The sequence below is a fragment of the Micromonospora hortensis genome (genome assembly GCF_022230935.1).
Taxonomy (GTDB): Bacteria; Actinomycetota; Actinomycetes; order Mycobacteriales; family Micromonosporaceae; genus Micromonospora; species Micromonospora hortensis.
On sequence record NZ_JAKKFE010000003.1, the window covers coordinates 108,790 to 127,232 of the forward strand.

The following is an 18,443-nucleotide window of genomic DNA, read 5'->3' on the forward strand; positions in this document are numbered from 1 at the left end:
TGGGGATCGTGGCTGCGCGAGTCGCCTTCCCGCCGTCCCGGAGAAGGAAACGGAGCCCGCCGGCCGGGTCGGAGCGGCCCGCGCCACGCTTCATCCGGCGGGGGTGAGGGGTGCTCACCCACCTGGGCCGCACGATCGGTTCAGGACCGGAGTTCTTCCGAGGTACGCGGAAGGAAGGTCGTCATGAAGGAAGTTGTCGAGATTGTCCCCGCCCGACCCGGCTGGTACGCCCGCTGGCAGCTCACACCCGAGATCACCAGGTGTTACCCGGTGAGCCTGTGGGCGCTGCTGGAGGAGGCCGACGGAACGGGCCGCGAGGTGATCGGGATGGACTGCATCGGTCAGTGGCCCGGCGCGGACGACAACGAGGCGGGTGGGCAGTTCGTCCGCTACCTGTACCAGACGCCCGATTCGGGAGAGCCCGAGGACGTGGACCCGACCCCGATCGGCGAGCTGCGTGAGGACGGCCCCCGGCTCCAGCCGATGACGGCACCCTAGACATTCCTCCGGCCCCCGACCCCAGGTCCCAGGGTCGGGGGCCACCCCGTCTCGCTTCCCCGGGGGTGGCCCTACGGGTCAGCCGATGGCGCGCACGTCGTCGTCGGCGTACGCCTCGGCCAGCAACTCACTCAGGCCCGTGCGGTCCAGCATCCGCTGAAGCTGAGGGCTGACCCCGGTCAGGCGGATCGCCCCGGCGGCGCGGTGCACCACCAGCAGCGCGCTGAGCCCGGAGGAGTCGCAGAGGGTCACCCCGGTCAGGTCGACGAGAACCGGGGCGTCGTCGTCGCCGCGCAGCTCGGCCGCCGCGGCGATCAGCTCGGGCGCGCTGTCGTAGTCGAGCTCGCCGGTCAGCCGGAGTCGGACGTTCCCGGCGGCGAGCCGGGTTGTCTCGATGGTCAACAGCTGGTCGGGCATCCCACCATTCTCCTTGTCCAGCGACAAAACGCAAAGCAGGGCGGCGACACGCTCCCGTGTGCCTCGTCGACGCCCTCGCGGTGGCGGTGCCCGCCACCTGCCGTGAGATGCCGCTTTCCGGGTTCGGGCGTAGGGTGGCTGGAGAGTTTTGACAGTGGACGCCGGTTCCGGCACGGGTTCGGTGAACGACAAGGAGTGAGGCTCAGCTGGTGACTGCTTCCGACGTCAGGGACTGGGACCCAGGCGACGGACGGCTCTCCACGCCGAGCACGACACGACCCTCGGCGTGGTCCGCCGACGTTCGCCGCCCCACCGCGGCCCTGCCGCCGCTGGCCCCCGACAGTGGGCAGGCCACGCCCGACTGGTTAGAGGTCGTCGAGCACTTCCGCGAGGGCCTGGTGGTCTGCGACGCCGATGGCGTCGTGCGGCACGTCAGCCCGGTGGCTGAGCGGTTGCTGCCCGAGGTGACGCCCGGCGAGGTGCTCGGCGCGGCCGGTGTGCCCGGGTTGAGCGAAGGCGTCCCCGGGAGCTTCACCCATCGCGGGCGCCGGCTCACCGCGCGCCCGGTGCCGCTCTCCGGTGACCGCTGCTGCTGGTACGTCGAGGACGTCACCGACAGCGTCAGCCGCGCCGACGCGCTGCTCGCCGAACGAGCCCGCTCGGCGTTCCTGGCCGTGGTCGGCGACAAGCTGGGCAACCCACTGCACCCCGACCGGGCGGCCGCCGCGGTCGTCCGACTCGCGGTGCCGACCCTGGCCGAGGTGGCGGTGCTGGTGCTCGCCCCGCGGGCCGGGCGCGCCCGCTGGTGGCGGGCCTCCCGCACCGACGACGAGGTGCCGACGGTGGACAGCGGCGTGCTGGCTGGCGGCGATCTACCGACCGCCATCGTCGACGGGTTGACCGGTGCCGAGCCGCACGCGGTGGACTGGCTGGTCGAGCAGGCGGTCGACGCCGGTTGGCTGCCGGGGCTCGCCGCGACGGACAGCGCCGCCCGGGTCGTCCCGCTGCCGGGGCGCGAGGCGCCGGTCGGGGTGCTGCTGGTGGCCCGTCGGGCCACCCGCTGGTACGACGAGGACGACGTGGAGCTGGTTCGCGCCTTCGCGGCCCGCGCCGGCGCCGCGTTGACCACCGCGCTGCTCTATCGCGACCAGGCCGAGGTGGCCGACACCCTCCAGGCCAGCCTGCTGCCGGTCGAGCCGGTCGAGGCCGCCGGCGTGCAGTGGGGCACCGCGTACCGGCCCGCGCAGGCGGGGCTGCGCATCGGCGGCGACTTCTACGGCTCGCACCGGCTCACCGACGGTGGTTCGGTGTTCTTCCTCGGCGACGTGTCGGGCAAGGGAGTCGAAGCCGCCGTCTTCACCGGCCAACTGCGCCAGTGCCTCCAGGCGCTTCACCGCTTGGAGTCGAATCCGGCGCGGTTGCTGCGGCTGCTCAACGACGCGTTGCTGGAGACGACCCAGGCGCACGGCCAGGGCCGCTTCGCCACGATCGTGCTCGGCGTGGCCCGTCCGGAGCGCGACGGTGGCCTCACCCTCACCATGGCCGGCGGCGGGCACCTGCCACCACTGGTGCTGCGCGCCTCCGGTGAGGTGGAGACGGTGCCGCTGCGCGGCATGCTGATCGGAGTGGTGCCCGACCCCCGCGTCGGGGAGGTGACAGTGCGGCTGGCACCGGGCGAGACCTGCCTGCTCTACAGCGACGGTGTGACCGAGGCCCGGGGCGGCCGGCGCGGCGACGAGCAGTTCGGCGCCGAGCGGCTGGTCAACGCGCTGACCGGCTGCCATCGGATGCCCGCGCCGGCCCTGGCCGAACGGGTCGAGCAAATCACCTGCGACTGGTTGGGGCAGGGCGACCACGACGACATCGCCGTGCTGGCGTTGCGGGCGGCCGGCCCGAGCGGGCGCAACGTGCGGCACCTGCACTCGGTGCCCGCCGGCATCGACCAGACCGAAAGGGACTGACGCGTGACCGCCGCCACGGCCATCACCAACTTCGGCGAGGCGTACTCCGGGTACCTGGGCCACCTCGCCGACGCCGACGAGTACGCCGCTACCGACCTGGCGATCGGCCTGCTCGACGCGGGCGTACCGGCGGAGCGGGTGCTGCTCGACCTGGTCGCGCCCGCCCAGGCAGAGGTGGGCGAGCGGTGGGCGCGCAACGAGTGGAGCGTCGCCCAGGAGCACGCGGCCACCCACATCAGCGAGCAGGTGGTGGCGGCTGTCTCCGCGCACGTCAAACCGCGGCCGACCGGCGGACGGATCGTGGTCGCCTGCATGGACGGCGAATGGCACGCGCTGCCACCACGGCTGGTGGCCGAGGTGCTGCGGTTACGCGGGTGGCAGGTGACGTTCCTGGGCGCCAGCGTCCCCGCAGCGCACCTCGTGTCGTACCTGCACCGCTACGACGCGCACGCGGTCGCGCTGGCGTGCGCGCTACCGATGCGCCTGCCGTACGCCCATCGGATGATCGAGGCCTGCCGCCGCTCGGACGTGCCGGTGGTGGTCGGCGGGCGTGGGTTCGGCACCGACGGCCGGTGGGCGCGCCGGCTCGGGGTGGCCTGGGCGCCGGACGCGCCGTCGGCGGCCGAGTTGATCGCCGACGAGCGGGCGCTGCGCGGGGCGCCGCCGGCGCGGCTGGCCCACCTGGCCGACGACGAGTACGCCGGCCTGGTTCGCCGTCGCGGTGAGCTGATCGACAGCGCGTTGGCGGAGCTGCGGGAGCGGGTGCCGGCGGCGCGCGCGTACACCGCCGCGCAGCTCGACGCGACAGTGAGCGACCTGGGCCACATAGTGGATTTCCTGGCCGCGGCGGTCTACGTCGACGACCCCTCGTTGTTCACCGAGTTCGTGGAGTGGCTGTCGGGGATCCTGGGTAGTCGTGGGGTGCCCGCCGGGGCTGTCGTTCTGCCGCTGGAGCACTACGCGGCCGCGTTGCGGGACTTCCCCCGGGCGGCGAGGGCGCTGGCGCTGGGGCGCGGGGCGCTGCCCGGTGCCGCCCGCTGACCGACCCGCCGGTGGCATCCGGATCGATCACCGCGCTCGGCGGCCAACCAGTCGGCTCTGCGTATACTTGCCGGACTGCAAACGTCCCACCCCAGGGTGGAGCGAGGGGGAGAACGGTGACGTTCAGCGTCAACTACGTCGAGCGCGACGGTGGTGGCGCCTGCCTTCGGCTCAAGGGCGAGCTGGACCTGAGCACCGCCCCCGAGTTGACCGCCGCGATCGACCGGCTCACCGCGGCGGGCGAGACCCGGGTGCTGCTCGACCTGACCGACCTCACGTTCTGCGACTCCACCGGAATGGCAGTGTTCGTCAGGGGCGACAACCAGGCGGCGGCCGACGGGGGGTGGCTCCGGCTCACCGGCGCCAACGGGCGGGTCGAACGGGTGCTGCGCGTGACCGGCCTCGCCGACGTGTTGCGCTACGAACCGGAGTCGGTCGACCCCGCGTCCCGCAGCGCTTCCTGATGGGCTAGATTTCCCCGCCAGCATTTCCCCGCCAACGCGGTGACCGTCAGGGTCCCGTCCCCGCCGACTCCGAGGCAGGTAGTGATGGGCGTAGACAGCCCGCAGCCGGTACGCATCCTGGTGGTCGACGACGACCCGGGTGATGTGCTGATGATCGAGGAGGCGCTGGCGGACTCAGACGTCGAAAAGATCATCGACGTGGTGAGTGACGGCGAGGAGGCGATGGAGTTTCTCCGCGCCGAGGGCCGGCACGAGCAGGCCCGCCGACCGGACGTGATCCTGCTGGATCTGAACATGCCGCGGATGGACGGTCGGCAGGTGCTCGGCGCGGTCAAGCAGGACGAGGACCTGCGGACCATTCCGATCGTCGTGCTGACCACCTCCAACGCCGACACCGACATCGTCGGCAGTTACACGTTGCAGGCCAACGCGTACGTCACCAAGCCGATCGACCTGGACGACTTCAACGACGTGGTCCGCCGCATCGACGAGTTCTTCGGCCGGGTCGTCGTGCTGCCCAAGCGCATCTGAGGTCCGCGCCACCTGCGCGCATGCTGAACATTTTTCCCGAACCCCCTCGGCGCGAGCGGTCGCGGCCGAGGATCCAGGTGGGGAAGTAACAGCAGCTGCCTGGGGGGCGACAGTATGAGGTTCTCCGTCGTTGAGACCGGTTATGACCAGCGGCAGGTGGATTACTGCCTGGACGAGTTGGCGATCCGGTTGTCCCGGCTCGCGGCGCGCGCCGAGGGCGCGGCCGGTGCGTCCCGGGAGTGGGACGAGATCCGCCAGGAGGCAGCCTGGCTCAGCGGGCTGCTGCATCGACTCGACCTGGGCGACACCTCCGCCCCCCGGCACGCCGGTGGCGTGGTGCGGCGCGAGGCCGCCGAGATCCTGGCCCAGGCCCGCGCCGAGCTCGACGAGGCCCGCGAGGAGGCACGGCGGGTGCGGGAGCGGGCGTACGCGGAGGCCGTGCAGGCCCGACGTGACGTCGAGGCGGCGCTGGACGCTCGCCGACGGCGCGAGGTGCGGGTGGACGAGATCCTCAGCCAGGTGACCGCCGACCAGGTGCCCGCCGACACCCCCACCGCAGCCGCCGGGGTGACGGAGAGCCGGGTCGGGGTCGGTGGCCCGGACGCGGGCGTGGAGCCACCGCCGGGCCGTCGCTGAGACGCGCGGGCGCGGGTGCCCGGCTCAGGCGGTGAGCGCCGCCGCGACAGTGGTCGCCCGGTCCTCGTGCTGGGCGTACGCGTCGGGGTACGCGGAGATCTGCACGGACTGGGCGGCGGCGGTGACGCTCATGTCCTGCCAGCCGGGGATCTCGTTGAGCGCCGAGTAGAAGGCCCGCGCGGCGTACGACGGGCGCATCAACTGGGCCACGGTGCCCCAGCCGCTGCTGGGCCGCTGCTGGAACAGCCCGACCGAGTCGTGGTCGGAGCCGCTGCCCTGGTTCGGGTACTCCGCCGACTCCGGGAGGACGGCGCTGGCCAGGTTGTAGAGGTTGCTCTCCTGCATGGCGGTGGACAGTGCCACCACCAGGGCGCGGCGCGGCATCTTCATCTCCAGGCCGACGTCCACGATGATCTTCGCGTTGTCCATCTGTGCCTGGTCGAGGCCGGCGACCGGCCGGGGGCGGCGGGGCTTGACCGGCTTCTTGGGCGCCTTGCGGACGGCGGTGGGAGTGGGCGTGGGCTTCGCCGTCGGGCTGGGCAGGATCCGGGCGGGGGCGGCGTCGCGGTCCAGCGACCGGGAGGCGCGCTCGTCGGCGATGGCGGCGCGGTCGGCCACCGCCTCGGCGAGCGGCTCGACAGTACGGGGGGTGTCGTGGTTGCCGCGCGCGGTGGCGACCGCGACGAGGCTGAGGCAGCAGGTGACACCGGTGGCCAGCGCCACCCGCACCGGGGTCGAGCCCAGCAGGGCACGCCGCGATGGTTCGGAAGCGCGGTGACGGCCGATCGTCCGTTCGGTTGATGCGGCGTCGTCCGAGGGGGTGGTCGGGCGCGCGTCGGTCAGCTTCTGGGCGGAGGGGTCGTCGGGATGCACCTGACGAGGCTAAAGAGCTGAATGCCCGATGCCACCAGCCCGTACGGTGGCATGCGCCACAATTTGCCCTGATCATGCTGACTCTACCGGGCATAACGACCGCGAAGCTGATCAACCTCGCGCATCACGCCAGACGGTTATTCCCGACTTGCCCGGCGAACACGGTCGCGTCGCCACTCCGCCCGCTGCACCCACCGCCACCGTCAGAACTACCCGATCAACCGAGGCGCCCCTCCACCAATCGGCCCCAGCCCCACCTCGGCGATCTTGCACTTACTGCGGCGATATAGGGGGGCATTCCCCTCACATCGGCAACCGAAAGTGCAAGATCGGCGCGGTGGGGCGTGGCGTCAGTGTCGGCCGTTCTCGGCCGGGGTGACGGTCAGACGGTGTCGGCTGGTGTCGCTGCTGGAGAACGGCCAGAGCCGGTCGGCGTACTCGACCAGGTCGGCCAGTTGGTCTCGGCTCAGCCCGGCTGAGGAGATCTCCGCGTGGACGTCGGCCCGGTATCGGCCGTCGTTGTCCCGCCCGAGCTTCGCCTCCGCCCGGACCTGCACGGTGTGCGCCTCGTCGGTGATCTCCCCGGCCACCTCCACTGCCGCGTGATGCAGGCAGGAGGCGAAGGCCGCGGCCAGCAACTGTTCCGGGGTCAACCCGGTGCAGTGCGGCGCCAGCGGTGAGGCCAGCGCGGTGGAGAGCCCGCCATCGTCGGTGCGTACGTGACCGCCCTCGGCGGTCGCTGTGGCCTCACGCAGCCAGGAACTCTGATCCGGCATCGCGTTTCTCCCGTCGCTCACCAGGCCGGCTACCCCTTCGCCGCCCGGCGAAACGCCGCGGGGCGTCCGGTCAGCGCCCGGCGGGCAGGTTCGGCTCGTCCACCAGCGCCACGGCCTCGGTGGCTTCGGCGGCGGCCCGTTCGGTCCACGGCGACGTGGGGACCGGGCGGCGGGTCGTCGGGATCGTCATCGGCACGTACACCCGGGCGTCCACGGCCTCGGCCAGCAGCAGCGCGGCGACCAGGCTGGTCGGACGCTGCCCGGGGTCGTCGGCGAGGCAGGAGTGGCACAGCTCGGCGACCTCCGGCGGAAGCCCGGCGATGTCGGGCAGCGGCTCCGGTGGCCGACGGCGGCGTACGTCGAGCAGTTCCTTCGAGGTCGTCGCGCGGTACGGCAGGCGGGCGGTGAGGCTGTAGTAGAGCAGCACGCCGAGGGCGTACATGTCGGCCGCGGGGGTGGCGGGCGCCTCGTCCAGCTGCTCGGGCGCCAGGTACGCCGGGGTGCCCAGCACCATCCCGGTCGGCAACGGGTCCGGAGAGCCGGCGGCGATGGCGATGCCGAAGTCGAGCACCTTCACCCCGGCTGGGGTGAGCATGACGTTGGCCGGCTTGACGTCGCGGTGCACGATGCCCTCGGCGTGCGCGGCTGCCAGCGCGGCGGCGACCTCCGCGCAGACCCGCACCGCGATCTGCCACTCCAGCGGCCCGGCGCGCAGGTGCACGGCGAGCGTCTCACCCTCGGCCAGCTCCATGACGATGTAGGGCACCGGCCGGCCGGGCCACGTCGAGGAGGTGCCGAAGTCGTGGACGCTGGCCACGTTGGGGTGTTCCAGGCGGGCAGCCGACCGGGCCTCCGCCCGGATACGGTCCACCGGGCCGTCCCGGTTGTCGTGGCCGGGCGAGATGAGCTTCACCGCGACCGGCCGGTCCAGCACCTGGTCGTAGGCCCGCCACACCTCGGACATCCCACCCACACCGATGCGCTGTTCGAGCCGGTACCGCCCGTCCAGCATCCGCATCGACCGCTCCTCGCCCTCGCCCCGCCGACGGCGGGTGCTGAGGTGCCGGTACCCGAGCGCCGAGCTGGGCAAACCGTAGCCCGATTCGGGGTGGACGGCCCCGCGCACCTCGCTGCGCCACGGCGGTAGGTGCGGTAGCTTGCGAGCCAGAGCCGGTGTCACCGATTGTGCCGGCACGGTCACCCGAGGGGACGCCGCGATGGGCGAGGTCACCGTACGCTTCGTCGGTGGGCCCGCGGACGGCCTGGTCCGGCTGCTGCCGGCCGGGTCGGACGGCGCCCCGCCCCACCGTTGGATCATGCGTCATCCGGACGGCACGGGCCCGGTGCAGCCCGGTCCCGATCACCTCTACGAGCGCGACCGGCCCGACGAGGCCGGCGGTTGGAGCATGCGGTTCGTGCGCACCGACGCGTACGGGGTGTCCGAGTGACCACGAGGCGGGGCTGACCGGTGGGGTCGCCGGCGTCGCGTCGGCCCGGCCGCACAGCTCGCGCACAGCCTCCGCAGGGGCGCGGCACAGGCGCGGCGGCCACCATGGGGCCCATGGTCATGAACGGGCAGGTCGCGCCGAGCCGGATCGAGCTGCGTCGCCCCGACGGTGAACCCGTCCGGGTGCTGGTGGTCGACGACGAACCAACGCTCACCGACCTGCTGTCGATGGCCCTTCGCTACGAGGGTTGGCAGGTCCGCACCGCCGGCAACGGAATGGCGGCGTTGGGTACCGCCCGACAGTTCCAGCCGGACGCGGTGGTGCTCGACGTGATGCTGCCGGACCTGGACGGCTTCCAGGTGCTGCGCCGGCTGCGCGAGCACGCCCCGACCGTGCCGGTGCTCTTCCTGACCGCCCGCGACGCGGTCGAGGAGCGCATCGCCGGGTTGACCGTCGGCGGCGACGACTACGTCACCAAACCGTTCAGCCTGGAGGAGGTGATCGCCCGGCTGCGCGCGTTGCTGCGCCGCTCCGGGCTGGCGATCGCCGCCCGGGAGGAGGCGGTGCTGACCGTCGGTGACCTCAGCCTCGACGAGGACAGCCACGAGGTCCGCCGGGCCGGCCAGCTCGTCACCCTCACCGCGACCGAGTTCGAGCTGCTGCGTTACCTGATGCGCAACCCGCGTCGGGTGCTCAGCAAGGCGCAGATCCTCGACCGGGTGTGGAACTACGACTTCGGTGGCCAGGCCAACGTGGTGGAGCTGTACATCTCGTACCTGCGCAAGAAGATCGACGCCGGCCGCGCGCCGATGATCCACACGCTGCGTGGCGCGGGCTATGTCCTCAAACCCGCCGAGTAGACGCCGCCCGCTGCGCGCCGCCCGCGGGTGGCTGGCCGGGCGCTCCCTGCGTACCCGACTGGTGTTCGCCCTGCTCGCGCTACTGGCGTTGGTCAGCGTCGCCATCGGTGGCCTGACCACTGTGGCGCTGCGGCACTTCCTGATCGACCGGCTCGACGCGCAGTTGGCCCCCGCCACGGCCATGCGGGGCGACCGGCCGGGACGGCCGGCGTTTCCCGGCAACGGACCGGGCATCCCAGCCGGGCTACCGTCCGGCGCGGTGGTCGCCGAGATCACCGACGGCCGGGTGACCAGCGCCCGGACCCTCACCAAGAGCGTCTCCAGCGCCGATCCGTTCCCCGACGAGCAGTCCGTCCCGGTGGGGGAGGTCGCCGTGCTGGCGGATCTGCCGGTCGACACCAGACCACGCACCGTCGACCTCGGCGACCGTGGCGACTACCGGGCCGTGGTCCGGCAGTACTGGGATGGCCGGGTACGCGTCGTCGCGGTCCCCCTCTCCGGCGTCCAGGAGACCGTCTGGGCGCTGGTCGCCGCCCAGGCCGGGGTGGCCGCGGTCGGGTTGCTGCTCGCCGGTGTGGCGGGCGCGCTGATCGTGCGGGCGACCTTACGACCACTCAACCGGGTGGCCGCCACCGCCACCCGCGTCACCGAGCTGCCCCTGGACCGGGGGGAGGTGGCGCTCGCCGTCCGGGTCCCGGTCGCCGACACCGACCCGCGCACGGAGGTCGGTCAGGTCGGCGCGGCGCTGAATCGGATGCTGGGCCACGTCGCCGACGCGCTCTCCGCCCGGCAGGCCAGCGAGACCCGGGTACGCCAGTTCGTCGCCGACGCCAGCCACGAACTGCGGACGCCTCTCGCGGCGATCCGCGGCTACGCCGAGGTGGCCCGGCGTGGCCGTGACGAGGTCCCCGCCGACGTGGCACACGCGCTGCGTCGGGTGGAGTCGGAGAGCACCCGGATGACCAGCCTCGTCGACGACCTGCTGCTGCTGGCCCGCCTCGACACCGGTCGGCCGCTCGCTGTCGAACCGGTGGACCTGACCGCCCTGGTGGTGGACGCGGTCAGTGACGCGCACGTCGCCGGTCCCGAGCACCGCTGGCAGCTCGCACTGCCCGAGGTGGCGATCCGGGTGCCCGGCGACGCCGCCCGACTGCACCAGGTGGTGGCGAACCTGCTCACCAACGCCCGGGTGCACACCCCGCCCGGCAGCACTGTCACCACCACGCTGGCCGTCGACGCCGCCAGTGCCGTGCTCACTGTCGCCGACGACGGGCCGGGGGTGCCGGTGGAGCTGCAACCGGAGATGTTCGAGCGGTTCGCCCGGGGCGACAGCTCCCGGTCTCGTGCGCACGGCAGCACCGGCCTCGGCCTCGCGATCGTCGCGGCGGTGGTGGAGGCCCACCACGGCACTGTCGGGGTGGACAGCCGTCCAGGTCGAACACTGTTCACCGTCCGGCTGCCGAATGCCACAGCCGACGCATAGTCGGCGCACGGCACACCAGAGAGGTCAGCTGACCAGCATCTCGGTGAGGACCTCGACGACGCGGCGGGCGTGCCGCCCGTCGGGGTCCTCGTCGGTGTTCAGGTCGGTCACGCTCATCCCGAGCAGCCGGTCGGCGCGGGCCAACGGCGTGACCAGCGCGATCAGGTCCGCCCAGCGCGGGCCGTCCGGTTCGGGGTAGGTCACCGCGGGCAGGTCGCGCGGGTCCACCACGTCCAGGTCGAGGTGTAGCCAGGCGGGTCCGTCCCCGTCGGCGGCCAGGCTCGCGCCGACCGTCGCCGCGCCCCGGCGTCGCACCTCGGCGGCGTTGACCTGGTGGATCGCCGGGTCAATGCGGGCCGCCTCGACCCGGCTGCTCTCGTCGGTGGCCGCGCGGTGCCCGAGCAGGTGGACGCGGCCGGGCTCGATCAGCGCTCCGCCGGGGCCGACGGCGGCGGCGGGGCCGTTCCCGGTGACCACCGAGAGGTCCATGTCGGCGGCCTCACCGGTCGGTGAGGTAGTGCCGTCGAGGAAGTCCGGGTGGGCGTCGACGAACCACAGGTCGGTTGCCGGGGGTAGGGCCCGGCAGATGCCGGGCAGGATCGCGCAGTCGCCGCCGAGCACCAGTGGTCGGTGGCCGTCCGCGATCAACGCGCCGATCCGCGCGGCGATGGCGCCGCCGGCCCGGACCAGGCCCGCCGCGCCGATCACCCCGCTGGCCGGGTCACGGTGGGGGTCGCGCAGTCGCGCCTCGTCGATCCGACCGTCGTCGTCGGCGGCCAGGGCCTCGCGCAGGCCGGCGCGGCGCAGCGCGGCAGGGGCCCGCTCCTCGCCGCGCCCGGCGCCCGAGGAGTCCAGCGGCGCGTCCACGATCATCCAGCGCACGTCCGCAGCGTACCGGCGGAATCGGCCGGTCCCGGCCACATTCTGTGGCGAGGCTGGGAGTACGCCGATGTGCCCGCGACACCGACGACGACCGGCGTACGGTGAGGGACAAGTCCGGCTTTCTGGGTCAAAAGCCTCATCGGTGTACGCCCTGGGACGCCGGTGTCGAGGCGGCGAGGGCAAGGAGCGATCGGTGGAACATCTGGCCTACCTGGACGCGGGGTCCGGCAGCCTGATCGTGCAGGCGGTCGTCGGTGGGGTGGCTGGCGCCGCGGTCGCCGCGAAACTCTACTGGCGACGGCTGGTCGACCGGTTCCGCCGGCAACCCACCGACCAGCGCTGAGCGGGCCAGCCCCGACGATGGCGATCTCACCCACCGAGGTACGGCCCGAGCCGGCCTCCTTCCGCGACCCCGCCAACCGGGTCTTCCACGTCGGCGACGAGGTGCTGCGCGGGCTGGACCCCCAGGCCGCCGCGCACTGGCGGGCACTGACCGGCAGCACGTTCTTCCCGGCGCTCGTCGCCGCGCGCAAGGTCTGCGCCACCGAGGACGCCCCGCCCACCCTGGTGCCGGCCGCTGGCGGAACACCGTGGGCGGCAGTGCTTCGCCACGAGCGCATCCCGTTCGTCTCCCACCCGTACGAGTGGTCGTTCAGCATGCTGCGCGACGCCGCCCTGCTGCACCTGGAGATCCTGACAGCCGCGCTCGGCGAGGGTTTCACCACGAAGGACGGCTCGGCGTACAACCTCCAGTGGCGCGGCGCGCAACCGGTCTTCATCGACATCGGCTCCTTCGAGCCGGTCCGCGACGGCGAACCGTGGGCCGGCTACCGGCAGTTCTGCCAGACAGTGCTCTATCCGCTGATGCTCACCGCCCACCTGGGCGTCGACTTCCAACCGTGGCTGCGCGCCCGGGTCGACGGCATCGAGGCCGACGAGCTGCGGCCACTCTTCAACGGCGCCCGCCGGCTGCGCCCCGGCGTGCTGACCCATCTGCACCTGCACGGGGCCATGCAGCACCGCAACGCCGCCGCCAGCACCACGGAGGTACGCGACCAACTGCGGGCCGCCGGCTTCTCCCGGGAGCTGTTGCTCGCCACCGTACGCGGCATCGAGAAACTGGTCCGCAAGCTGGACCGCCGCCCGCCCGGGAGTCACTGGTCGGACTACCAACGCACCTGCGGCTACTCGGCCCGCGACCGGGTGGCGAAGGAGCAGTTCGTGGCCGTCGCTGTCGCCGCCGGCACCCGCCCCCGCCTGGTGCTCGACCTCGGCGCCAACGACGGCCGGTACTCCCGGCTGGCGGCCGGGCACGCCGACTACGTGGTCGCCGTCGAGCAGGACCCGACCGTCGTCGACGAGCTGTACCGACAGCTGCGCTCCGAGGGCCAGCGCCGCATCCTGCCGCTGGTGCTGGACCTGGCCGACCCCTCGCCGGGTGGCGGCTGGCGGGGCGTCGAGCGGGCCGGCTTCGCCGAGCGGGCGTCCGCCGACGTGGTGCTCGCCCTGGCCGTGGTGCACCACCTGGCGATCGGGCGCAACGTGCCGCTCTCGGAGGTCGTCGACTGGCTGGCCGGGCTGACCGCGACGGGGGGCGCGGTGGTGGTGGAGTTCGTCCACCCGGAGGACCCGATGGCGACCCGGCTGCTGGCCAACAAGCCCGCCGGTCTCTTCCCGGACTACCGACGCGACACCTTCGAGACGTTGCTCGCCGCCCGAGGACGGATCACCGACCGGCTGGAACTGCCCTCGGGCACCCGCACGCTCTACCGGGCGGTGATGGGTGGTTGAACCGGCCTCCGTCGCCCCGCCGGCCCCGGAGCACCGCCCGCCGCCGGCCCCCGGACGGTGGGACCGGGGTTGGCGGGGTGAGCTGGGCCGGCTGCTGGAGATCGTCGCGCTGGTCGGTCTCGTGGTCACCCAGCCACTGCTGGACGTGCTCGGCCGCAGCCCCGACTTCTTCCTCTTCCACCGCGCCGACCCGGCCCAGATCCTGCTGCTGCTCGCCCTGGTGACGGTGCTCCCGACAGTCGCGGTGGCGCTGCTCGGCGCCCTCAGTCGACTGGCCGGCCGAACCGCCCGCGCCCTCACCCACACCGCCCTGGTCGGGCTGCTGGTCGCCGCCCTCGCCGTGCAGGTGGGCCGACACGTGACGCCACTTCGGGGCGTACCGCTGCTGCTGGTGGCAGTGCTGGCCGGAGTCGCCGGCGCTGCCGCGCACCGGCGGTGGCGGGCGCCGGGCCGGGTGCTGCGACTGGCCGCCGCCGGTCCGGTGGCCTTCGTGGCGCTCTTCCTGTTCGCCTCACCCACCTCGGCGGTGGTCCTGCCGCGCGGCGACGGTGGCGCGGCCGGCACCGCGCAGGGCTCGGCCGTGCACCCGCCGGTGGTCATGCTGATCCTCGACGAACTGCCGCTGGTCAGCCTGCTCGGCACGGACGGGAAGATCGACGCCGGGCGGTACCCGCACTTCGCCGAGCTGGCCGCCGGCTCCACCTGGTACCGCAACTCCACCGGCGTCAGCGGGTGGACTCCCAACGCGCTGCCGGCGATGCTCACCGGCCGCTACCCGGCCAAGCCGGTCGCCCCGCACTACTCGCAGTACCCGGACAACATCTTCACCGCCTTCGGCGGCCTGTACGACATCCGCGCCGAGGAGAGCATCACCCGGCTCTGCCCGCCCAGTCGCTGCGAGCAGCCGGTCACCCCGGAGCAGGGGCTCGGCGTGCTGGTCCGGGAGACCGGCAAGCTGCTCGGCCGGGTCGCCGGGCCGACGGAGAGCGCCGTCGACCCGGAGGACTCCTACCGCGAGCAGACCCGCGCCGAAGCCGGTCTGGACGCCGCCGAACCGGTGCCGGCCAACCCGACGTTCCGCTGGGACAGCCTGGACGACAACCAACCGGCCCGGTTCACCAGCTTCCTCGCCGGGCTGAAGCCGACGAACCGGCCCACCCTGCACTTCCTGCACCTGCTGATGCCGCACTCACCGTGGGCGTACCTGCCGTCCGGGGCGCGCTACGACGCCCCCGAGGACCTGCCCAACGACGGCGCCGGGTGGGTCGACCTGGCCCGGCAGCGGCACCTCGCCCAGCTCGGCTACACCGACCGGCTGATCGGCGAGACGCTGCGGACGCTGCGCGCCAACGGCCTCTACGACCAGGCTCTCGTCGTGGTGACCGCCGACCACGGGGTCAGCTTCCGCCCCGGCGCGCAGGGTCGGGGCATGGACGCCATCAAGGCCGCAGCCGGCGAGGTCGCGTGGGTGCCGACGTTCGTCAAGGAACCCCGGCAACAGACCGGCCGGGTGGACGACCGCAACTGGGAACACGTCGACCTGCTGCCGACAGTGGCCGACGAGGCCGGCGTCCGGCTGCCCTGGCGGGTCGACGGGCGCTCCGCCCGGCAGACCCCCCGCACCGACGGTACGAAGCACTTCTACGACCGCCCCGGCGAACCGGTCACCTTCCCCGGCGGCGTGCCCGCGCCGCCACCCCTGCCGACACCGCACCCCCTGGTCGGCACCGAGGTACGCGCCGGCCCCGCCGCCGGCAGCGCACGGGTCGCCGACCTGGCCGCGTTCACCGCCACGGACCCGGACACCGGCACCCTCCCGGCGCTCGTCTGGGGCGACGTCCCGGACCGGATCCCGGACGGCACCCTGCTCGCCGTCGCCGTCAACGGCCGCATCGGGGCCGTCGTCCCGGTGGTGCCCGCCGACCCCGGCGGACGCCGGTTCGCCGCGCTGCTCGCCGACGACAAGCTCTTCCACGCCGGCACCAACCAGCTCGACGTCTTCCAGGTCGCGACAGACGGTACGCTGCGACGCCTCGCCCTGTCGTGACCTGGCTTCGGGGGTCGGTCCGGTCCGGTCCCGACTGTCGGGATGCCGGGTTTCCCGGCCGCCCGGTCGGGAATCGGGTGACGCATACCTCACCGCCGAACCACGGCGGACGTTGTCCCCCGAGCCGCAATTACGGTAGAAGCGAAGGCAATTCAACGTAGATCTGCCGGCGAAGCGAGGAACCACATGACGGAAGTCAAGCTCGATCACCCCGGTGGGCAGCTGTCGATGCCGGTGCATCCTGCGGTCGAGGGCCCCGCCGGTATCGGGGTGAGCAAGCTGCTGAAGGAAACCGGGATGACCACGTACGACCCCGGTTTCGTCAACACCGCCGCTGCCTCATCCGCGATCACCTACATCGACGGCGACGCGGGCATCCTGCGTTACCGGGGGTACCCGATCGAGCAGCTGGCCGAGAAGTCCTCCTTCCTGGAGGTCTCCTACCTGCTCATCTACGGTGAGCTGCCGACCGAGCAGCAGCTGACCGAGTTCACCGAGTGGATTCGGCGGCACTCGCTGCTGCACGAGGAGATGCGCCGCTTCTTCGACGGCTTCCCCCGGGACGCCCACCCGATGGCGGTGCTCTCGTCCGCGGTGAGCGCCCTGTCCACCTTCTACCAGGACAGCCTGGACCCGTTCGACTCCGAGCACGTGGAGATCTCCACGGTCCGGCTGATGGCGAAGGTTCCCACCATCGCCTCGTACGCGTACAAGAAGTCCATCGGTCAGCCGCTGCTGTACCCGGACAACTCGCTGGGGTACGTGGACAACCTGCTGCGGATGACGTTCGGCGTGCCGGCGGAGCCGTACGAGGTCGACCCGGTGATGTCGAAGGTGCTGGACATGCTCTTCGTCCTGCACGCCGACCACGAGCAGAACTGCTCCACGTCGACCGTCCGCCTCGTCGGTTCCAGCAACGCCAACCTGTTCGCCTCGGTCTCGGCCGGCGTGAACGCGCTGTTCGGCCCCCTGCACGGTGGCGCGAACCAGGCGGTGCTGGAGATGCTCCAGCAGATCCACGCCGGCGACGGCGACGTCCGGTCCTTCGTCCGCAAGGTCAAGGACAAGCAGGACGGCGTCAAGCTGATGGGCTTCGGCCACCGGGTCTACAAGAACTACGACCCGCGGGCGGCGATCGTCAAGAAGGCCGCGCAGGACGTGCTGGGCCGGATGGCCAAGCCCGACCCGCTGCTGGACATCGCCATGGAGCTGGAGGAGATCGCCCTCGCCGACGACTTCTTCGTCTCCCGTCGGCTCTACCCGAACGTGGACTTCTACACCGGCCTGATCTACAAGGCCATGGGTTTCCCGACCAAGATGTTCACGGTGCTCTTCGCGCTCGGCCGGCTCCCCGGCTGGATCGCCCAGTGGCGCGAGATGATCAACGACCCGGAGACCAAGATCGGCCGTCCGCGGCAGGTCTACGTCGGCTCCGCCGAGCGGGACTACGTCCCCTTCGGCGAGCGCTGACCCGCTCCTCGCTACACCAGCAGGCCGTCGACCCCTCCGGGTCGGCGGCCTGCCGCGTTTCCGCGCTCCGCGCTGCCCCGCCCCGGCATGATCGACTCGGGTTCCTTGAAGGCGCGGTGTCCGTGGCGCCGGAACACCGCGCCCTTCAGGAAGCCGAGTCGATCACCCGCGGGGGCGGTCCCGGGCGGCGGATGATCACCGACGGGGCGGCCGGTCAGAAGGCGGAGATGTCCTGGGCCCGCTCGCTGCGGCTGAGCGCGCTGATCAGTGCGGACTGGCCACGGCGGCGCACGGCCAGTCGGACCAGCAGGTCGCGTACCGGGTCGAAGACGTCCGCCGGGAACTCCGGCGTAGGGACGCCGATGCTCACCGCGAGGTCGTCGGAGTGGACCACGATCTCGAGCTGACGGGTGAGCAGGAAGTCGCCGCGCCGCAGCGCCCAGCCTTGCCACGGGATCGGCACGACCTCACGGGCGGCACCCCGGGAGAGCAGGTCGCCGACCTCCGCCAAGGCCCGGGCGGAACGGGCGTGCAGGTCGGCCGGCCCGCGTGCGGCGTCGGCCTCGTCGGAGCCGGAGGCGACCGTGTTCTTGTCCGGAGACCCCTCGGAGACCCAGGCGGCCCGCTCGTAATGGTTGTCGGCCGCCTCCAACACCGGCAGGTCGGTCGGCGTCGGCAGTAGCTCCGCCGCCCGGACCGCCTGACGTCCCAGGTGGCACGCGAGGCCACCCACGGACAGGTGGGGCAGCGCACTCGGGTCTGACCACCGCTCGGTCACCTCGGGGCGTCGGATCAGGTCCAGTGCGATCGAGGCGGCGACCGGAAAGCTGGCATCCAGGGCGTCGACAGGGCGAGACATCCGCACATTCTGACAGCCCCGATCGACATCCACCGAGCTGTACGGCCCCGGTCAGGCGGTCAGGCGGTCAGGCGGCCAGGCGGCCCGACGGTCAGGCGGCCCGACGGCCCGACGGTCCGACGGCCCGGCGGTCCGACGGCCCGACACTGAGCGGTGCGGCCGGCGTCCAGCGGCGAGCTACCCGGCCGGCGCCCGCGCGCACCGCGCCCGGCACCGCAGCCCAACAGCCCAGCGCTGAGCGGTGCGCTGCGCTCCTCAGCGCATGATCGACTCGGCTTTCAGGAAGTCGGGGGGTCCCCAGCACCGGGACGCCCCGACTTCAAGAAAACCGAGTCGATCAACCCGGCCCGAACCCGGCCGGCCCGAACCCGGCCCGAGTCCGAGTCCGAGTCCGAGCCCGGCCTGA

The 18,443-nt window shown here is 72.7% G+C and carries 19 protein-coding genes; 13 read left to right on the forward strand and 6 right to left on the reverse strand.

Annotated features, from left to right (window positions below; genetic code table 11):
* The first annotated feature begins 183 nt into the window (after nucleotides 1–183).
* A complete protein-coding gene (locus tag NIE111_RS02160) occupies nucleotides 184–498 on the forward strand; it encodes a hypothetical protein (protein WP_238682791.1) in 315 nt (104 codons plus the stop codon).
* 78 nt (nucleotides 499–576) lie between these two features.
* Here NIE111_RS02160 and NIE111_RS02165 read toward each other — a convergent pair whose 3' ends face one another.
* A complete protein-coding gene (locus tag NIE111_RS02165; RefSeq protein WP_238682792.1) occupies nucleotides 577–915 on the reverse strand; it encodes an STAS domain-containing protein in 339 nt (112 codons plus the stop codon).
* A 209-nt stretch (nucleotides 916–1,124) separates the two neighbouring features.
* Between NIE111_RS02165 and NIE111_RS02170 the strand changes: the two genes are divergently transcribed.
* The 5 genes from NIE111_RS02170 (at nucleotide 1,125) to NIE111_RS02190 (ending at nucleotide 5,548) form a co-directional block, all read left to right on the forward strand.
* The gene (locus NIE111_RS02170) at nucleotides 1,125–2,876 is read left to right on the forward strand and encodes a PP2C family protein-serine/threonine phosphatase (RefSeq protein WP_238682793.1); all 1,752 of its coding nucleotides are present in this window, start codon (nucleotides 1,125–1,127) and stop codon (nucleotides 2,874–2,876) included.
* 3 nt (nucleotides 2,877–2,879) lie between these two features.
* On the forward strand, nucleotides 2,880–3,917 hold the full coding sequence (locus NIE111_RS02175) for a cobalamin B12-binding domain-containing protein (RefSeq protein ID WP_238682794.1): 1,038 nt from the start codon (nucleotides 2,880–2,882) through the stop codon (nucleotides 3,915–3,917).
* Nucleotides 3,918–4,033: 116 nt separating this feature from the next.
* Nucleotides 4,034–4,381, forward strand: a complete 348-nt coding sequence (locus NIE111_RS02180; RefSeq protein WP_238682795.1) for an STAS domain-containing protein — start codon at nucleotides 4,034–4,036, stop codon at nucleotides 4,379–4,381.
* 84 nt (nucleotides 4,382–4,465) lie between these two features.
* Entirely contained in the window at nucleotides 4,466–4,912 is a 447-nt protein-coding gene (locus NIE111_RS02185; protein ID WP_210785148.1) for a response regulator, read from the forward strand.
* 114 nt (nucleotides 4,913–5,026) lie between these two features.
* Nucleotides 5,027–5,548: an ATPase gene (locus NIE111_RS02190; protein ID WP_238682796.1), complete on the forward strand. Its 522-nt coding sequence runs from the start codon at nucleotides 5,027–5,029 to the stop codon at nucleotides 5,546–5,548.
* Nucleotides 5,549–5,572: 24 nt separating this feature from the next.
* On the opposite strand, the gene NIE111_RS02195 is transcribed toward NIE111_RS02190, so the two are convergent.
* The 3 genes from NIE111_RS02195 to NIE111_RS02205 form a co-directional block, all read right to left on the reverse strand.
* Nucleotides 5,573–6,421 (reverse strand): hypothetical protein, encoded by an 849-nt coding sequence (locus tag NIE111_RS02195; protein WP_238682797.1) that lies wholly within the window; start codon nucleotides 6,419–6,421, stop codon nucleotides 5,573–5,575.
* Nucleotides 6,422–6,771: 350 nt separating this feature from the next.
* The gene (locus NIE111_RS02200) at nucleotides 6,772–7,197 is read right to left on the reverse strand and encodes an OsmC family protein (RefSeq protein WP_196922768.1); all 426 of its coding nucleotides are present in this window, start codon (nucleotides 7,195–7,197) and stop codon (nucleotides 6,772–6,774) included.
* Nucleotides 7,198–7,267: 70 nt separating this feature from the next.
* Nucleotides 7,268–8,215: a serine/threonine-protein kinase gene (locus NIE111_RS02205; protein ID WP_238682798.1), complete on the reverse strand. Its 948-nt coding sequence runs from the start codon at nucleotides 8,213–8,215 to the stop codon at nucleotides 7,268–7,270.
* 199 nt (nucleotides 8,216–8,414) lie between these two features.
* Between NIE111_RS02205 and NIE111_RS02210 the strand changes: the two genes are divergently transcribed.
* The 3 genes from NIE111_RS02210 to NIE111_RS02220 all read left to right on the forward strand — a co-directional run bounded on the left by NIE111_RS02210 (nucleotide 8,415) and on the right by NIE111_RS02220 (nucleotide 10,988).
* Nucleotides 8,415–8,645: a DUF8847 domain-containing protein gene (locus tag NIE111_RS02210; RefSeq protein WP_238682799.1), complete on the forward strand. Its 231-nt coding sequence runs from the start codon at nucleotides 8,415–8,417 to the stop codon at nucleotides 8,643–8,645.
* Between the two features lie 113 nt (nucleotides 8,646–8,758).
* A complete protein-coding gene (locus NIE111_RS02215; protein WP_238682800.1) occupies nucleotides 8,759–9,505 on the forward strand; it encodes a response regulator transcription factor in 747 nt (248 codons plus the stop codon).
* Nucleotides 9,483–10,988, forward strand: coding sequence for a sensor histidine kinase (locus NIE111_RS02220; protein WP_238682801.1), 1,506 nt, complete (start codon nucleotides 9,483–9,485; stop codon nucleotides 10,986–10,988). Before NIE111_RS02215 ends, NIE111_RS02220 begins: the two co-directional genes overlap by 23 nt.
* Before the next feature lie 24 nt (nucleotides 10,989–11,012).
* On the opposite strand, the gene NIE111_RS02225 is transcribed toward NIE111_RS02220, so the two are convergent.
* Nucleotides 11,013–11,861: an arginase family protein gene (locus NIE111_RS02225; protein ID WP_238682807.1), complete on the reverse strand. Its 849-nt coding sequence runs from the start codon at nucleotides 11,859–11,861 to the stop codon at nucleotides 11,013–11,015.
* Nucleotides 11,862–12,063: 202 nt separating this feature from the next.
* Here NIE111_RS02225 and NIE111_RS02230 point away from each other — a divergent pair, with 202 nt between their 5' ends.
* From NIE111_RS02230 to NIE111_RS02245, 4 genes are all read left to right on the forward strand, one after another.
* Nucleotides 12,064–12,213 carry a hypothetical protein gene (locus NIE111_RS02230; RefSeq protein WP_165947858.1) on the forward strand — a complete coding sequence of 50 codons (150 nt, stop codon included), beginning with the start codon at nucleotides 12,064–12,066 and terminating at the stop codon, nucleotides 12,211–12,213.
* A gap of 17 nt (nucleotides 12,214–12,230) precedes the next feature.
* Nucleotides 12,231–13,661 (forward strand): class I SAM-dependent methyltransferase, encoded by a 1,431-nt coding sequence (locus NIE111_RS02235; RefSeq protein ID WP_238682802.1) that lies wholly within the window; start codon nucleotides 12,231–12,233, stop codon nucleotides 13,659–13,661.
* Nucleotides 13,654–15,708, forward strand: a complete 2,055-nt coding sequence (locus NIE111_RS02240; protein ID WP_238682803.1) for a sulfatase-like hydrolase/transferase — start codon at nucleotides 13,654–13,656, stop codon at nucleotides 15,706–15,708. Before NIE111_RS02235 ends, NIE111_RS02240 begins: the two co-directional genes overlap by 8 nt.
* Nucleotides 15,709–15,894: 186 nt before the next feature.
* Nucleotides 15,895–17,178, forward strand: a complete 1,284-nt coding sequence (locus NIE111_RS02245) for a citrate synthase (protein WP_112698363.1) — start codon at nucleotides 15,895–15,897, stop codon at nucleotides 17,176–17,178.
* A 214-nt stretch (nucleotides 17,179–17,392) separates the two neighbouring features.
* Here NIE111_RS02245 and NIE111_RS02250 read toward each other — a convergent pair whose 3' ends face one another.
* Entirely contained in the window at nucleotides 17,393–18,037 is a 645-nt protein-coding gene (locus NIE111_RS02250) for a maleylpyruvate isomerase N-terminal domain-containing protein (protein ID WP_238682804.1), read from the reverse strand.
* Between the last annotated feature and the right edge of the window lie 406 nt (nucleotides 18,038–18,443).

Coding starts and splice junctions, on each gene's coding strand:
- NIE111_RS02190 (WP_238682796.1), top strand. CDS start 5,027: ATGAGGTTCTCCGTCGTTGAGACCGGTTATGACCAGCGGCAGGTGGAT.
- NIE111_RS02245 (WP_112698363.1), top strand. CDS start 15,895: ATGACGGAAGTCAAGCTCGATCACCCCGGTGGGCAGCTGTCGATGCCG.
- NIE111_RS02215 (WP_238682800.1), top strand. CDS start 8,759: ATGGTCATGAACGGGCAGGTCGCGCCGAGCCGGATCGAGCTGCGTCGC.
- NIE111_RS02220 (WP_238682801.1), top strand. CDS start 9,483: ATGTCCTCAAACCCGCCGAGTAGACGCCGCCCGCTGCGCGCCGCCCGC.
- NIE111_RS02185 (WP_210785148.1), top strand. CDS start 4,466: ATGGGCGTAGACAGCCCGCAGCCGGTACGCATCCTGGTGGTCGACGAC.
- NIE111_RS02250 (WP_238682804.1), bottom strand. CDS start 18,037: ATGTCTCGCCCTGTCGACGCCCTGGATGCCAGCTTTCCGGTCGCCGCC.
- NIE111_RS02210 (WP_238682799.1), top strand. CDS start 8,415: ATGGGCGAGGTCACCGTACGCTTCGTCGGTGGGCCCGCGGACGGCCTG.
- NIE111_RS02205 (WP_238682798.1), bottom strand. CDS start 8,215: ATGCGGATGCTGGACGGGCGGTACCGGCTCGAACAGCGCATCGGTGTG.
- NIE111_RS02165 (WP_238682792.1), bottom strand. CDS start 915: ATGCCCGACCAGCTGTTGACCATCGAGACAACCCGGCTCGCCGCCGGG.
- NIE111_RS02160 (WP_238682791.1), top strand. CDS start 184: ATGAAGGAAGTTGTCGAGATTGTCCCCGCCCGACCCGGCTGGTACGCC.
- NIE111_RS02235 (WP_238682802.1), top strand. CDS start 12,231: ATGGCGATCTCACCCACCGAGGTACGGCCCGAGCCGGCCTCCTTCCGC.
- NIE111_RS02225 (WP_238682807.1), bottom strand. CDS start 11,861: ATGATCGTGGACGCGCCGCTGGACTCCTCGGGCGCCGGGCGCGGCGAG.
- NIE111_RS02200 (WP_196922768.1), bottom strand. CDS start 7,197: ATGCCGGATCAGAGTTCCTGGCTGCGTGAGGCCACAGCGACCGCCGAG.